The 16,576-nt window shown below is 45.0% G+C and carries 13 protein-coding genes; 7 read left to right on the top strand and 6 right to left on the bottom strand.

Annotation, left to right across the window (positions count from 1 at the left end; all coding sequences use genetic code 11):
• Positions 1-19: 19 nt before the first annotated feature.
• The 6 genes from HF312_19005 to HF312_18980 form a co-directional block, all read right to left on the bottom strand.
• The gene (locus tag HF312_19005; GenBank protein MCU7522313.1) at positions 20-1,021 is read right to left on the bottom strand and encodes a SpoIIE family protein phosphatase; all 1,002 of its coding nucleotides are present in this window, start codon (positions 1,019-1,021) and stop codon (positions 20-22) included.
• Positions 1,018-1,422 (bottom strand): anti-sigma regulatory factor, encoded by a 405-nt coding sequence (locus HF312_19000; protein ID MCU7522312.1) that lies wholly within the window; start codon positions 1,420-1,422, stop codon positions 1,018-1,020. The genes HF312_19005 and HF312_19000 overlap by 4 nt, the downstream gene beginning before the upstream one ends.
• Positions 1,403-1,816, bottom strand: coding sequence for an STAS domain-containing protein (locus HF312_18995; protein ID MCU7522311.1), 414 nt, complete (start codon positions 1,814-1,816; stop codon positions 1,403-1,405). Before HF312_18995 ends, HF312_19000 begins: the two co-directional genes overlap by 20 nt.
• Positions 1,817-2,698, bottom strand: a complete 882-nt coding sequence (locus tag HF312_18990) for an STAS domain-containing protein (protein MCU7522310.1) — start codon at positions 2,696-2,698, stop codon at positions 1,817-1,819.
• A 453-nt stretch (positions 2,699-3,151) separates the two neighbouring features.
• Positions 3,152-3,655 carry a heme-binding domain-containing protein gene (locus HF312_18985; protein MCU7522309.1) on the bottom strand — a complete coding sequence of 168 codons (504 nt, stop codon included), beginning with the start codon at positions 3,653-3,655 and terminating at the stop codon, positions 3,152-3,154.
• Between the two features lie 179 nt (positions 3,656-3,834).
• The gene (locus tag HF312_18980; GenBank protein ID MCU7522308.1) at positions 3,835-4,281 is read right to left on the bottom strand and encodes an ester cyclase; all 447 of its coding nucleotides are present in this window, start codon (positions 4,279-4,281) and stop codon (positions 3,835-3,837) included.
• A 235-nt stretch (positions 4,282-4,516) separates the two neighbouring features.
• Here HF312_18980 and HF312_18975 point away from each other — a divergent pair, with 235 nt between their 5' ends.
• The 7 genes from HF312_18975 (at position 4,517) to HF312_18945 (ending at position 16,346) form a co-directional block, all read left to right on the top strand.
• Positions 4,517-5,326 (top strand): hypothetical protein, encoded by an 810-nt coding sequence (locus tag HF312_18975; protein ID MCU7522307.1) that lies wholly within the window; start codon positions 4,517-4,519, stop codon positions 5,324-5,326.
• Positions 5,327-5,435: 109 nt separating this feature from the next.
• Positions 5,436-6,002: a TetR/AcrR family transcriptional regulator gene (locus HF312_18970; GenBank protein ID MCU7522306.1), complete on the top strand. Its 567-nt coding sequence runs from the start codon at positions 5,436-5,438 to the stop codon at positions 6,000-6,002.
• An 86-nt stretch (positions 6,003-6,088) separates the two neighbouring features.
• On the top strand, positions 6,089-7,447 hold the full coding sequence (locus tag HF312_18965; protein ID MCU7522305.1) for an alpha-amylase: 1,359 nt from the start codon (positions 6,089-6,091) through the stop codon (positions 7,445-7,447).
• Between the two features lie 658 nt (positions 7,448-8,105).
• The gene (locus HF312_18960) at positions 8,106-8,372 is read left to right on the top strand and encodes a hypothetical protein (protein ID MCU7522304.1); all 267 of its coding nucleotides are present in this window, start codon (positions 8,106-8,108) and stop codon (positions 8,370-8,372) included.
• Between the two features lie 128 nt (positions 8,373-8,500).
• Positions 8,501-11,251: a T9SS type A sorting domain-containing protein gene (locus tag HF312_18955; GenBank protein ID MCU7522303.1), complete on the top strand. Its 2,751-nt coding sequence runs from the start codon at positions 8,501-8,503 to the stop codon at positions 11,249-11,251.
• 153 nt (positions 11,252-11,404) lie between these two features.
• A complete protein-coding gene (locus tag HF312_18950; protein ID MCU7522302.1) occupies positions 11,405-13,810 on the top strand; it encodes a choice-of-anchor A family protein in 2,406 nt (801 codons plus the stop codon).
• Between the two features lie 139 nt (positions 13,811-13,949).
• Positions 13,950-16,346: a choice-of-anchor A family protein gene (locus HF312_18945; protein MCU7522301.1), complete on the top strand. Its 2,397-nt coding sequence runs from the start codon at positions 13,950-13,952 to the stop codon at positions 16,344-16,346.
• Positions 16,347-16,576 lie beyond the last annotated feature (230 nt).

Raw genomic sequence — 16,576 nt, 5'->3', positions numbered from 1 at the left:
ATTCTGACAAGCAAATGTTTCAGTGCATCCTCATCGCTACAACTGTAAAGTCATCATTGCCGCGGGCAAAATCCCTGTAAAGGACTCCGCAGATTACCGACGTGGACTTCATTATCAGTCCCGGATACTTGTCCATATTCCATCTGGCCGACATCCCGTCTGAATGCATTACCATTAGCGAATTCTCTGTCCATGGATAATCAAATACCTGTATCTTTCTGGCTTCATGCCCCGCAATCCCATTATGCGATATCATGCTCCTCGACCCGGTGGGGGAGATTATGACTCCTGAAATGTTGCCTACACCGCAGTATTTTACTACCTTTTTCATTGCATCAAGCTCACTTACTGCAACTGCAGCGCCCCTGGTATGACCCAGTTGCTGATGGATTCTTTGAAGTATTTTGTCTGCCGGGCCTGCTTTCGATTCCTCAAAGGCCTTAACGGCTTCGGTCGAGGCATCTGAAGCCTCCAGGCCATGCCCGAGCCCGTCTGCAATCATTATGGTTATCCCGTTCTGATTTGCCCCCCAGGACCATTTGTCCCCTGAAACCTCCTCGCCGGGTTTGGGAAGATTTATTCCGCTTATCTCATACTTCTGCTCTGAAAGTGCCTGCTTGTTTACCCATATGCGCGATAATATGACGGTACCCTGGCCTTCAACAGAATATATGTCAAAAAAATCTGAAAGGCGTTTTATTGACCCCAGCCCCGTCCCCGGGCTTCCTGCCGTTGAAAACCCGTCCCGCATCGCCTCTGCAACGTTTCTGATCCCGGGACTTTTGTCCAGTGCCAGAAGCTCCAGCCCCTCTTGTTCACCCCTCTTAATCCTGAAAAGCTGAAATTCACCCCCTTGCTTCGTATGCTTTACAAGATTTCTGCACAGCTCGGTTACAATTATGCTGATTCTGCCTTTGTCAGTCTCATTAAAACCAATTGCCGTTGCAGCATATGCCGAAAGCCGCCTTGCTTCTGCAACCCCGCTCTGCTCCGTAATTTTTAATGTAAATATGTTTTTCATTTCCACCTGACAATAGTAACGCGCGTTCCCTGGCCGGGCTTTGTATATATGTAAAACTCGTTGGCCAGCCTCCTGGCACCTCCAAGCCCCAGACCCATGCCCCCGCCCGTAGTGTATCCGTCCTTAATTGCCTGCTCAACGTCCTCAATGCCGGGACCCTTATCCTCAAAGGTCAGCCTGAGCCCCGTTTTTATTCCGTCAATAATCTGGTCTATAACCATAACGCCGCCCCCCCCGTAATCGAAAGTGTTCCTTGCCAGCTCACTTGCCGCAGTAATAAGTTTTGTCTGGTCAACCAGATTCATCCCGATTGCCTTTGCCCACTCCCTTACAAGCTGACGAACCATGACAATATCTTCGGATGTGCGTATTAGTCTCTTGTCACTCCTTTGTACTGTCATCTTCTGTCTCCGGCTCTTCGTTGAATGAGGTCTCATCTTTAATCAATAACGATTCCAGAAGTTCAATGCCCTTGTCCATATCAAGCGCCGTCCTTACGCCTTTCATATCCAGCCCAAGCTCCACCATCGTTATTGCTACAGCAGGCCTCATGCCAACTACCACCGTTAGAGCATCCAGCACCTTGGACATCGATGCAATATTGCTCAGCATCCGCCCTATGAAGGAGTCTACAATCTCCAGTGATGATATATCTATTAGAACCCCCTTTGCTTGCGTCTTTACTATCATTTCTGTCAGGTCATCCTGAAGCGCCAGAGCCAGACGGTCGTGCATGTCTATCTGTATTGTAACAAGCAGGTATTTTCCCATCTTTAGAATAGGAATTCTTTCCATTTACTGCTCCTTCTTTTGATTAGCCTGGGCCTTGACGATGTGCAGCCCGTTCTTTACAAGTGCCGAGCGGAGCGCTTCGGCCATCGTTGCCTTCGTCGTCACGTCTTCCAGGTTTACACCAAGATGCACTATCGTCTGCGCTATCTGAGGCCTTATGCCGCTTATTATGCATTCCGCTCCCATGAGTTTCGCAGCCGCAACGGTCTTTAATAAATGCTGTGCCACTAGCGTGTCCACGGTTGGAACCCCGGTAATATCAATTATTGCAACGTAAGAACCGCTCTCAACAATTTTCGTAAGAAGGCTCTCCATCACTACCTGCGTCCTTTCGCTGTCGAGTGTCCCTATGAGCGGAAGCGCAAGTATGCCGTTCCACAATTGGACTACAGGAGTCGATAGCTCTATCATTTCCCGCTGCTGCCGCAGTATGATTTCCTCCCGGCTCTTTATGTACATCTCTACCGTGTAAAGCCCAAGCTTGTCAAAAATGACCGTGATATTCCAGATCTCACGGCTTAATACTTTCGGATCATCGGTAACGGCGTCAGTCAGACTGTTGAAGAGCGGCTGCTTTAAGGAGAAAATAAACGTTGCCGTCTCTGATGGTGAATACCCCTGTATTGCTCTTGAACGTGAAACTGATCCCAGCATTTCAAGAACCCTCGACCAGATGGGCGAATAAATATCGTAATTCATACCCTGAGCGGCGGCTTCACGGAAAAGATTTAGGAATTCACCCGACTGCTGCCTTAATTCGTTTTCATTCATCAGGTCGGACCGGAATGTTATAGACTGAAGCTGTTCTTTTACCCAGCTGTTTAGAATTTCATTCTCTTTCTTGTTCAGAATATCTGATATGATTTGTACCTGCTCCTTTGCCATCAGTATGCTCCTTTATTTAATGGATGTATGGTTCTCTGTTGATATTCCGGATAGCGGACGGCGAATACATAGATTCAGAATTGTTAGAAGCCTGACAAATGCTGGTATCGGATCAGGGCATTAAGCATAATTGCTTAAAATATAAATAATAAAGTTTGGAGTCAATTTTTGTAATTTTCAACCCTGCTGTCAGATTCTAATTACTCCAGCGGCTATGTCCGTTTTCGCCTCAATGCCTGGACAGTCTTAAAATCAATATAGTCTGAATGGATAAACAAACAAGCCATAAAAACGGCGGAATGGCAGGGGAGAGAAGAGAATATAAAAAGCGGGCCGGAGTGCAGCTTCCGGCCCGGCATTTATTTAACAAATTAGGAGCACTTTCATATCGTTAGACGGCTCCTACATAATAATTGTTCCAGCTTTTTTAGAAAATTTTATTTCCCCCAAGGCTTAATCCTCATCATGCTCGTGCTCTGAACCTTCGGTTTTTCCCGAATCTGCGGGTACCGTAACATTAAAGGTCTTTTCAATGCCTTTAATCAGCTGCTGCTTTTCTATATCCGTCAGCTTTGCCTCCGGATGCATCCAGATGTAGGATTCCAGGGGCATTTCGCCTTCCATGACCTGCCTGACCATCGATCTGGCTTTTCTTATCTCTCTTTCCCTGGGGTAGTGCCATTGCGAAAAATTCAGATGCCTCCTGCCTTCATGAACATGATCCGACAAAAACCATGAAACAGGAGCTATGTTAGAATAATACGGCCAGGCGGTTTCATTGCTGTGGCAGTCGTAACAGGCCCTGCGTGCAAGCGATCTGGTCTGCGGCGAATCCCATTTAATTTCTGTTGCGCTTGGCGGATTGTCCTTCTTTACAGGAATGAATTGTATAATAATAATTAATAATAGAATTCCAATCAGGGACCATTTAATAATTTTCCCTCTTTTTCCCTCCATACCCCCTCCAGTCAAAACAGGATTTTTAAATCAGTTCTATTGAATTATTATACAAATTTCTCCTCAAATAATCCCATTTTAATGTCTAAACTTCGACCCATATTCAAAAAAGGCACCCAAAAAGGTGCCTTTCTGCTAAAACTGAAGCCATACCGGATAACTTTGGAGCAAACTCAAGTCTAGGCTTCCACGCGCAGCTCAACGCCTATCTGCTTCAAAAGCCCGGGCAGCCCGCCGCCTTCAACGCGCTCTACCTGCATTCTCTGAATTTTATTGTCCCTTACGTTAAATTCCACTGTTTCATCCGGCATCTCAATCGGCTTGTTTGTCGGCGCAGTCGTCCGAAGTCCTGCATAAGGAGCAGGCAGAGATTTTGTATGTGTCCCGGTTATATGGAACTTAACTGTTACAACGCCACCTTTTTCCTTCAAAAATTCGTAATTAAACCTGAAATCGGGTATACCGCTGCCTAATGCACGGTGAATACTCATAAAATCGCTGCTGTCAAGCGTATCGGGCCCGACACCTGTTACCCTGAAACTGTTGGATAACAATTCCTCGGCTTTGGTGAAATTTCTCTGTTCAATTGCAATCAGGAATTCCTCAACAATATTGGCAGGTCCCATTCTCTACCTCCGTTGTTTATAAATTTATATTCTCTAATTCAAAAGGGCAAACCGTTCTGTTATGAATTTTGAAATTTAACCCAATAAAATCAATGAATTCCCCAATGCCCTTATGCAAGTAGGAATGGAAAATAAATAAAAAATTATTTTCAAACTTCTTCCTAAACCATTATATTTGCTGGGCTTAATAATTTTGCCTGCTGATTAATAACTAAAATATGCACGGGGGGACTCGGTGTTTTCAGTTAACTTTGATACAGATTTCTCAGGGCCGCAGCTGCCTTTTGTAATTTGCGGTGTAAAAAAACAACTGATAGCTATTTCATGCCGGTACGTTCGTGAACTCGTTATACTGCCCCGTGTAACCCGGCTTCCTGATATGTCCTCAAATGTCAGGGGAGTGTTCAATAACCGGGGTGCTATATTGCCGGTACTTGACCTCAGGGCACGGCTTTCAATGGAATCCTCAGAAAAAGAACTTGATGATTTGATCACTCTTCTGCATCAGCGTGAAGAGGACCACAAAAACTGGATGAATGAACTTCATAATTCAATAATTGAAAACCGCCCTTTTAAGCTTACAACAGATCCTCATAAATGTGCCTTCGGCAAGTGGTACGATTCATTTACAACCGCAAATTATATACTCTCCCTTCAGCTCGAAAAGTTTGATGCCCCGCATAAAATGATCCACTCCATCGGCTCTACCGTTGAAAAACTTAAATCCGCGGGTAAATCCGACGAGGCAGTTAAAGTAATTGAAAATGCCCGCAGCACAAAATTAAAGGAACTTATGAGCCTTTTTGAGGAAACAAGACAGTTACTCAAAAGAACGCACAGGGAAATGGCTGTGATAACTGAAATATCAGGCCGGAACTCTGCAATTGCCGTGGACCGGGTGGAATCTGTTGAACCGATAGACGCAGAAAAAATTGAAAACCCTCCCTCTGATTTAATGAGCAGGGAAGATAATATTATTTCAAAGATAGGCCGCCGCAATTCCTCCGGCCAGTTTGTCTACATCCTTAATCCCCATAACCTATAACCTCGAACTTCTTCTTCCCGTCGAACGTTGAACGTCGAACGTTTCCCTCTTGCTTTTTATTATACCGATCGGTATATTGCAATTGTAAATTTATTGAAAGAATAAAAAAATGGATAACAGGGAAAATATACTGGCTGTTGCTCTGAGGCTTTTTTCTTCTATGGGATATGAAGCCGTCGGCGTGCAGATGATAGTAGATGAAGCGGGTATTACTAAACCAACTCTCTATCACTACTTCGGCAGCAAAAGGGGATTGCTCGATGCTCTGCTGGAAGAATACTTTAATGTTCTTATTCAGTCTGTACGCTCTGCTGCGGAATACTATGGCGATCTTCCTCAAACACTGCAGAATGTGGCTGAGGCTTTTTTCTTATTCGCTAAGCAAAATAAGGATTTCTACCGCATGCAGCTTGCAATGTGTTTTTCCGGACCTGAAAGCGAAACTCTTGAGGCATGCTCTAAATACAACAGGGATCTGATTAATATCCTGACAGAAATGTTTATACATGCCGCAGAAAATCATGGTAATATGAAAGGAAGGCATCAGCGTTATGCTTTTACATTCCTGGGAATTATTAATAACTATATCACGCTTTTCCTGGGCAATCATATAAAACTGGATTCACAAGCGGCATTCCAGGCTGTCCATCAGTTCAGCCATGGAATTTATTCTTAAAATATTTTCTTTCGTCGAGCGTTGAACGTCGAACGTCGAACGCCGCTGAAGGCGGCAATTTTTAATTTTTAATTGAAAGGCTTCCCATGCACTGGTCATTCGATTCTGTTTTTTATCATATATATCCGCTCGGCTTCTGCGGAGCACCAAAAAATAACGATTTCTTTTCACAACCCGTCTCGCGTCTGGATAAGATCTATGGCTGGATAGGCCACATGAAATCCCTCGGCGTAAACGCGCTTTACCTCGGCCCGTTGTTTGAATCTACATCCCACGGGTACGATACAGCAGATTACTTTCATGTGGATAGACGCCTGGGTAACAATGAACAGCTTAAAAACCTTATTGCGGCCCTTCACCAAAACGGAATCCGCGTCATCTTGGACGGCGTGTTCAACCACGTGGGACGCAGCTTCTGGGCTTTCCGTGACCTCCGGATGAACATGCAGTCTTCTCCTTACTCAAGCTGGTTCCATGGACTTGATTTTAGCCAGAGGAGTCCCCTTGGCGACCCGTTTAGTTATGAGGGATGGAACGGACACTATAACCTCGTAAAGCTGAACCTGAAAAACCACGATACCAGAGAACACCTCTTTGATGCGGTAAGAATGTGGATAGACTATTTCGAAATAGACGGTCTTCGCCTTGATGCCGCTGATTGTATTGACATGAAATTCCTTCAGGATCTTGCCCTCGTTACCAAACATAAGAAAAAAGATTTCTGGCTCATGGGCGAAATTATACACGGGGATTACAGGCGCTGGGTTAACTCTCAAACACTCGACTCTGTTACAAACTACGAGTGCTATAAGGGCCTCTATTCAAGCCTTAACGATAAGAATTATTTTGAAATTGCATACTCCTTGAACCGCCAGTTCGGCACGGGCGGAATGTACAGGAATATGCCGCTTTACGCCTTTGCCGATAATCACGACGTGAACCGTATTGCAAGCATTATAAAAGACCCTGTGCATATTTATCCCTTGTACTGCCTGCTTTTCACAATGCCCGGCGTGCCGTCGGTCTATTATGGAAGCGAGTGGGCAGTTAAGGGTGAGAAACATCACGGCAGCGACGACCCGCTTCGCCCTTCACTTAACCTTGCAGATTTTACTAACGGCTTTACGCCTGAATTAACTAAAGCACTTTCGCGCCTCTCACAGGTCCGCCACTCCTCAAAAGCCCTTAGGCGCGGTGACTATACGCAGCTGCACGTGTCAATGCAGCAGTTCGCATTTATGCGGCGTACGGAAAATGAAACGGCGGTTGTTGTGCTCAATTCATCCGATAAGCCTGTTAGTCTTGATCTGAATATACCTTCTTTCTCTGACTCGCCTTTTATTGACGTGCTAAATAACAATGAAGTGTTCAATATGAAATCAGGTAAGCTTTTAATTGAAACTTTGTACCCCGGATGGGCTCGCGTTTTGCTGTCACAAAGATAAAAAAACACTTGCAATTCACCCCGTAATTGCATTTATATCTTTATATCCTACTCTTGTTGTGGCCCAAAGGGTGTTTTTATGCCGTGCCTTGTTGCAATATGTTTGTTCTATATCACAATATGCATTTCACGTGAATCCTGCACTTGCTTTTCCAAAATGATTTCCCTTCCTTAAAGTAGTAACTGAACTAAATAAGGTTTGTTACTCCTTTTTTAGCAGCGAATAATTAACCTTCAGCAATAATTAACAGTAAATATTTTGTAACCGTGAAAGGAGTTCTATGATATACATTTCAGCAGCATGCCTCTGAAAATGAATCTTTCGTTTCTCCAAAAGTAGACTTCAAATACTTCGATCCAGGAGCAAGACAGATAGGATTCTTTGTCAAAGGCAGAGAGCTAGTGTAAATACTGCGGCAATCAAGAATCTGAATAATTATGATGTTGAATAGTTTCGTTCCTGTCCCTTTAGTAATTCATCATGGTATTTAGAATCTGGTTTGTGAAACTAAGTTAAAGTTTCATAAAGCGGAATTGGACATTTTATGTTTGAGGGTGAAGTGCGTTTAGTACGGAAAAACAGAAAGTTACAGGTTCTTTAATAAACTGTGTCATTGTTCAAAATTGCTGTAAAACCTGAATGACGGAATTAAGCATTTATGAATAAAAGTCAAACTGAATTGATAAACTATGCAGTAATGCCAGGGTACGAGATGGAAATTGTTTCAATTGTTTATGACAGCTTTTATTATGGAAATGCCCAGAGGTTGCTTTTTGGCAATGATGGGCCAAACTGCATTAAAACCTCTGTACCCGTGCCCCGCTTTGTATTTTCTATCAGCCTGCAGCAAATTTCAAACAATTCAGAAGACGACAATATAATATTTACGTTTCCAGTATTTCCAATGAGTTCTTTAACTAATTAAATAAATGACCGGAAAGGCTCACTCAAAACTGGGCCTCATAATAATGCGTGTAAATTGGCTCAAAATATATGTTCTGAAAATCTGGGGTTCTATTAAACAATCATTAATCAATTTTAGGAGGATGAGAGATGAAAAGGTTACACGTGTTCGCCATGCTTATTATGGCATGTTTCTGGGTTCTTTCCGGGCTTGTCCAGGCACAGACTACTTATTACTGTATTGGAAACCTGGTATGGAATGATCTTAACAAAAACGGCATCCAGGATCCCGGCGAACCTGGTATTCCGGATGTTACTGTTACCCTTTACGGCTGTCCTTCAGTAACATCACCGATTTCGGCTAGCGAACTGCAGAATACACAATCAACGAAGCTCGCTGAAACAAAAACAGATCTGAACGGAAACTACTCCTTTGGTGGTCTCCCTGCGGGTCTTTATTTTGTAAAGGTAACTCTTCCTAATGATACCTGGGCAGTAAGCCCGATGTTCCAGGGCACAAGCGACGAGAAAGATTCCGATATTTTCCCGTACCTTTGCCACACTGGCGTTATTGTTCTGCCGGGTAGCGGATCAAATGATCGCTTGGGTATGGACGCTGGTCTTTTCCAGCCTCAGGACTGCGATCTCGTAACCATTGGTGACATGGTATTTAACGACTGCAATCACAATGGCGTTATGGATTGCGAAGAGAAGGGAATTGCCGGCGTTAGGATTAGACTTTATGCCTGCGACATTATTCCGGAAGATGGAATTCTTGACCTTTCTGCAGCTTCTCACAGAAGGCACTGCAGGGGCTTATTCCTTGAGGAAACAGTTACGGACCTTAACGGCAACTATGAATTCAGTGGACTTATTCCTGGCGAGTATTGCATTGAAGTTTGCCTGCCTCACGGATTCAGAACTGTTCCAAGACCGAATTGCCCTGACGTATGCAACCCCGTTTATGAAACAAACACTACCGGATGCATGATGTTTTCTGCCTGCACGAAGAACCTCGATATCGATTTCGCCGTATGCCATGAAGGCTGCGACCTCCCCGGTATCGGTGACCTCGTATGGAATGATGCTAACAGAGACGGACTGCAGACTATGAATGAAACGGGACTTAAAGGAATAAAGGCTACACTTTATCTCTGCACCGCAGATCATAATAGACCTACTGCATGCACCGACGGCGCTCTGTGCGATGGAATTAAGATTGGTTCAGTTACCACTGGTGACGATGGCAAATATCTTTTCAGCAATCTTCTGCCGGGCCACTACTTCATAAGATTCGCAGCCCCGTATGGCTGGGTTCCTACTGAAAAGCACGTGCTCGACGACCGCAGTGTTGATTCTGATGTATTTACAAAAGTTTGCGGTGACAATACATACGTTACAACATGGTGCATAAACGCTGATGAAGATAGAGATCCATTAGTAAATAGAACTATAGACGCTGGTTTCTATTTCGATCCTACATTATTTGCAAGTGTTGGTAACTTTGTCTGGAGAGATGACGATGCTGACGGAGTTATGGATCCTCGCGAAGTTGGAGTCCCCGGTGTTACAGTTCAGCTCTATGTTTCAAAATGCAGCTGCGCTGGAAGAACTGATGACTTCACGGTGGAATCTGGCTCTTATACCTGCAGCCACGGCGACGGTAAACTGGTTGCAACTACTATGACTGACGAGAACGGATACTATTCCTTTGAAACTATTGAACCAGGTCATTATTACCTGAAGATAGTTCCTCCTTCATGCTTCCTTCTTACTCAGTACCGTAGAGCAGGTGTTCCTTATGATGAGAATTCAGATTTCTGGCCGAAAACCGGCACTACCAGATGCTTGAATCTTGATGCAAACGACAACATTACCTGCATCGATGCAGGCCTCATTCCGAAGGATCCTGAGGCTGGTATGGTTGGTAACTTTGTATGGAACGACGCTAATAAGAACGGCGTTCAGGATTGCGGCGAAAAGGGTATCTGCGGCATAACTGTCGAACTCCATAAGTGCGATGGCGGTGCTTTGGTTGCTACAGAAGTAACTGACGAGAACGGAATGTACCTCTTCACAAATGTTCCGGCTAATACTACTTACTATGTGAAGTTCATTCTGCCTGCTCAGTATCAGTTCACGGCTCAGAATGCAGATGCAAACGACGCTCTCGATTCAGATCCCTGCCCCGAAAAATGGATTACTGCTAACTTTACTTTAGGACCGGGACAGAATAATATGACCCTGGATGCCGGTATGTATACTGCTTCCTGCACATTCGGTAATTATGTGTGGAATGATAAAAACAATAATGGCAAGAAGGATAACGATGAACCTGGCATGGCTGACGTAACAGTTGAACTCCATAAATGCGGAGAGAGCACTGCCATTAAGTCTGTTAAGACAGATGCTGAGGGCTTCTATACTTTCAGCGACATTCTTGCAGACAGCTATTACCTGAAGATTATTATTCCTGAAGGCTATGTATTAGGCAAATCAGAAGAAAGCAGCGACAGCGGCGTTAACGTAGGCTTGGCTCTCGAGGGAACATGTTTCGACCTGAACAGAGAAACTGCACTTAAACCTGTTCCTCTTATTACTTCAGTTGGCGGTGTTAATTCCAGAACTGGTGTTCCGACTGAATTTGCATTACGCCAGAACTTCCCGAACCCCTTCAACCCGTCAACCACTATCAATTTTGATATCCCGGCTGCCGGTCAGTATGTTATGAAGGTATACAACATGCTAGGTCAGGAAGTTTCTACTTTAATCAATGGTGAACTTAATGCTGGATATCACAGTGTAACATTCGACGCCAGCAGGTTAACCTCTGGTGTCTATATCTACAGATTAACTGGTAACAACGTTGTTATGACGAAGAAGATGATGCTGAATAAGTAATTTCCGCATCCTCCGGAAATCTGCTTAGCTTGGCAGATTCTTCACTGATCCTAAAGGGCTGCCTGAATAAGGCAGCCCTTTGTTTTGATTTTTACCACTGAAAAAGAAATGAGATTCCCAAGACGAATCTTACTGAATATGAGGGCGCCGGAAATGAAAAAAAATTACTTTTGCCTGGGCTTTATCCTCCTCTTCCTTTTTTCTTGCAATGTAAAAGCACAGGATAATTGCGATCTTAGCGGCTTTGTTACTTTCTCTAAAACGGAATGGTCGGCTGATGCAGATGGAAATAACGCCGGAACTGTCCGCGATATTTACTTCCTCCAGGCTTTCCCGCAGGGTCTTACTGTCGGTGGTACATTTACAATTAAACTTACTTCTTCTAAGTCTGTGGCAGCTTTCCTGCGCAGGGACGACGCTCCGGGTAAACTGACTAAAAATTATACCGACCCCGCTGCAACCGAATCGGGCTTGCTCGGCGTCAATCTGGTTGCTCTGCAGCTTAATATCTCTGCCGACGGCCTTTCACCTGTAAAAAAACCTTTCAAACTCATTGAGCTCGTCATTACTCAGGGTATATTCCAGGGAAAATCGGTTGCTGAATTTTTCACTCTCGCTAATTCAGCCCTTGGGGGATCCGCTATCTCTGGCTCAGGCTTTTCTTACTCCGACCTGAGCGATGCCGCCGCCAGTATAAATGCCAATTTCAATAACGGCAAGGTTAATAACGGCTTCCTTGCCTGCCCGGATAATGCCCCGGCACTGAAAGCTTCCCTCGGGGACAAAGTCTGGAAGGATGACAATGATAACGGAATTCAGGACTCAGGGGAAACTGGCTTCTCCGATATTAAGGTGGAACTGCACGATTGCACCGGTATGCTGATTCGTGAGTCCAAAACAGACTCCGAAGGCCGCTACCTCTTTACGGATGTTACTAAAGGAAACTACTTCGTGAAGATTATTCTTCCTGACGGATATATTGCCGGTAAGCTGAATCAGGGACAGGATGACGCTGCCGATTCAGACATTAAGTCAGACGGGCAGACCGACTGCTTTACATTTGAGGCCTCGGCAGATAACAATTCTATTGATGCCGCTCTGGTAAAAGCTGATGGCGCAGATATACAGGTGTCCAATACTGCCGACAAAACTCACATTCAATGCGGGGATTCTTTTACATTTACTGTAAGTGCAAAAAACGCGGGCTCCCTGAAAGCTAATTCCGTCGTCGTTTCCGATATCCTTCCTCAGGGGACGGTCTACGTTAATTCAAGTGCCACTTTTGGCACCTACAATCCGGCAACTGGAGAGTGGGCCATAGGCAGCCTTGACGCAGGACAGAGTGCCGCGCTTACTATAAATTTAAAATCAGATTGCACTAACCTGAACGGAAACTCCCCGGATCTAGGCGCTGCCGAAGGATTTAATGTTTTTGTCCTGGAGAATATGAACCACCCGTACTCTATTGCCCAGGGTAAGGTCGCAGTCGGCGGAGATGCCAGCCTGACAGGCTATTCAGTAGGCGAAAATATCACTGCTGAAAACAGTGACGTCCTTATTGTAGGCGGTAACCTCACCTTTACAAGCGGAACCGTAAAAAACGGTAATGTGGTCTGTGGCGGAACTACTAATCTTCCTCAGCCTGCGGTCTCTATTACAGGAGGAACATTAAAACAAGGCCGCCCGATAGATTTCGTTGCCGCAAAAGCATACCTCCGGAACTTTTCAATAGCTTTGAATGGAAAAATTGCAAACGGAACTGCACAGCCACAGTGGGGCGGACTGACACTTAAGGGGTCTGATCCCGCACTGAATGTATTTAATGTCGCCGGAAGCGAGTTTTCAGGTGCCATGTACTTTATTATTAATGTTCCCGATGGATCTTCTGTATTGATTAACGTTAACGGGCTTAATTTAACCTGGAGCGGCGGCATGAGCCTGGTTGGAGCTCCTCAAAACAAGGTCATTTATAACTTCCTACAGGCACAAACACTAAAAATTCAGGGCGTGGACATAAAAGGCTCCATACTCGCTCCTTTTGCCGCAGCGGAATTTCAGTCCGGAATTGTAAACGGACAGCTGATTGTAAAATCAATTTCAGGATCAGGACAGTTTAATAATGTTCTGTGGGATGCAGATATTGCGGAACCCGGCAATACTTCTGAAGACCAAACCTATACCAGTACTGCATCACTCTCAATCTGCGAACCGGCTGATATTAATCCCGGCAATAACTCTGCAAGCGTAACTGTTTATACAGGCGATGCCAGCAGGGTGGATGAAGTCTCTTTGCCGGAAAATTTCACCCTTGAACAGAACTACCCGAACCCGTTTAATCCTTCAACTACTATAGGATTCTCGCTTCCTGAAGCAGGAAAGTATTCTCTTAAGGTATTCAATATGCTTGGCCAGGAAATATCAACACTCCTGAACCGTGAACTTTCACCAGGATACCATAAGGTTACCTTTAACGCATTTGCTATGCCTTCAGGCGTGTATATCTACAGATTAAGCGGCAATAATGTGATGCTGATAAGGAAGATGATGCTCAGTAAGTAATTTATTTGTGATGTTTAAGAAATTTCCACGGCTTGCAGAGCTGCCCTAAAAGGCAGCTCCATTTTTAGATTGCACAGGCAGTAATGACTTTACTAAGATACGATGCTTAAAATTACGACTTACGATAGGAGCATGAGAAATGAAGAATTTATACTTATGTATTATCTTTATCCTGTCCTTTGTTCTTTCTTTTTGTGAAGAAGCTAACGCACAGGATGAATGCGATCTCAGCAGGTTTGTTACTTACACTAAAGGCGGATGGGGGAGCGATGCTCATTCAAATAACCCCGGCTCTATACGCGATTCCATCTTCCCTCTGGCTTTCCCGCAGGGTCTTACCGTAGGCGGAACACATACAATTAAACTTACTTCTTCAGCTGCAGCAGCTCTGTACCTTAGACGCGGCGGCACACCCGGAAAATTAAACTATAGCTATGTCGATCCCTCTGTAACTGAATCAGGTAATCTGGGCGTTCAACTGGTGGCTTTGCAGCTCAATATCTCGAATGACTTGCTTCTTCCTGCAAAACCGCTTCATCTGACCGACCTTATAATTACAGAGGGTAAATTCCAGGGGAAAACTGTTGCTGAATTCTTCGCCATTGCAAATGCTGCCCTGGGAGGTGCCGACATCTCGGGAATGGATTATACTTACTCCGACCTGAATGATGTGGCAGCCGCCATCAATGAGAATTTCGACGACGGAACCCAAAATAACGGCTTTCTTACGTGCCCCGAAGATAAACCCCCGCTAAAAGCTTCAATAGGCGATTATGTGTGGGTGGACTTAAATGATAACGGCATACAGGATGACGGCAATACCGGGGTGGGGAATGTAACTGTACGGCTTTACGACTGCTCAGGCCAATTTATCAAAGAAACCACCACAGACTCTCAGGGATACTATTTCTTTGAAGATGTTCCGGAAGGGAATTACTACGTGAAAGTTATTATCCCCGGTAACTATTCTGTTGGAAAGATGGATCAGGGAACAAATGACGCCAGCGACTCTGATTTCAGGACGGATGGACAGACAGAATGCTTTAACTTTGCGGGTACAACGGACAACTATTCTATCGATTGCGCTCTTATTTCCCGGCAGCTTGATACCGATCTGGAAATTGTAAAAACTGCCAGCAAGACAAATGTTCAGTGCGATGAAGTTTTCAGCTATACCATAACGGTAAAAAATAATGGTCCGCTTAGCGCTTCGGCAGTAGTTGTCGCCGACGTTCTGCCCGAAGGTGTGGATTTCGTGAGCTCAACTGCCTCACAGGGCGTTTATGATCAGAATACGGGTAAGTGGAATGCCGGAAGCCTCGAAAAGGGGCAAAGTGCCATTCTTACAATAAATGTAAAGGCTGATTGTACTGAGCTGGAATCAAATCTTGTTAACCTTGGTGCGGCAAAAGGCTTTAATGTGTTTGTCCTTGAAAACATGACCCAGCCCTCAGCCGATACACAGGGAAAAGTTGCTGTTGGTGGAAACGCAACCCTCTCTAATTACTCGGTAGGCGATCTTCTGCCTCCAAACAGCGGAGACGTTCTGATTGTCGGCGGCAGCCTGGTCTATACAAGCGGATCTATAAATAACGGAAACGCGGTTTATGGCGGAACAACAAACCTGCCCCAGTACGCGGTTTCAATTACCGGCGGAACATTAAGGCATGACAACCCTATTGATTTTCAGGCGGCCGGAAACTTCCTGAAGAACCTGTCAAATACACTTTCAGCCACTTTCCCGAACGGTTCAACCCGCTTCGAGTGGGGAAGCGTTACACTTAAGGGAACAGATCCGCTTCTGAATGTATTTACTGTTTCAGGAAGTGACCTTTCAGCGGCAAATAACTTTGTAATTGATGTCCCCAAAGGCTCCTCCGTCCTTGTAAATGTCAGCGAGCATAATCTCAGCCTGAAAGGAGGCATGGATCTGATTGGCGCTGCGGTAAATAGCGTAATCTATAACTTCTTCCAGGCTCAATCACTCAGTATCTCTGGAATGGATCTTAGAGGCACCGTTCTTGCTCCTTTGGCTGCTGTGGATTTTAAGGCAGGAATCGTAACCGGGCAGCTCATTGGAAAATCTGTAACCGGTTCAGGGCAGTTTAATATCGATCCCTGGGATGGCGGTGTCCTGGGACCTGAAAGCTTCACAAATACTGCCTCTCTTTCAGAAAGTATCCCGCTGGACTCTAATCCTTTGAATAACTCCTCAAGCGTAACTGTTCAAGTGGGACTTCTGAGCAATATGCGTGATAACGGATCTATGCCTTCGGATTTCATACTCAGGCAGAACTATCCGAACCCGTTTAACCCTTCAACTGCAATTGAATTTGCAGTGCCTGAAGCAGGCATGTATTCTATAAAAATTTTCAACATGCTTGGGCAGGAGGTTGCAACGGTCTTGAACCAGGATCTCCCGGCAGGATACCACAAAGCCGTTTTCAATGCATCCAATGTTCCCTCAGGAATCTATTTCTACCGCCTTGATGGCAGCAATATTCATCTGACCAGAAAAATGATTCTAACAAAATAATTTTATCCCCCATTTTAAGCAGGGGAGCCCTCATCCCCTGCTTAATTCCTCAACCTTCTTTCCCCCCCGTCGGACGTCGGACGTTGGACGTCGGACCTTTTCCCCCCCCGTCGGACGTAGGACGTTGGACGTCGGACCTTTTCCCCCCCCCCCCGTCGGACGTTGGACGTCGGACCTTCCCCAGGACCTGTGCAAAGTCATTGAAAAAGGTATTGAAAAAGTTTAAGATA

This window comes from Ignavibacteria bacterium, from assembly GCA_025612375.1.
GTDB lineage: Bacteria > Bacteroidota > Ignavibacteria > Ignavibacteriales > SURF-24 > JAAXKN01.
This window is presented reverse-complemented; position numbering and strand designations above follow the sequence as displayed.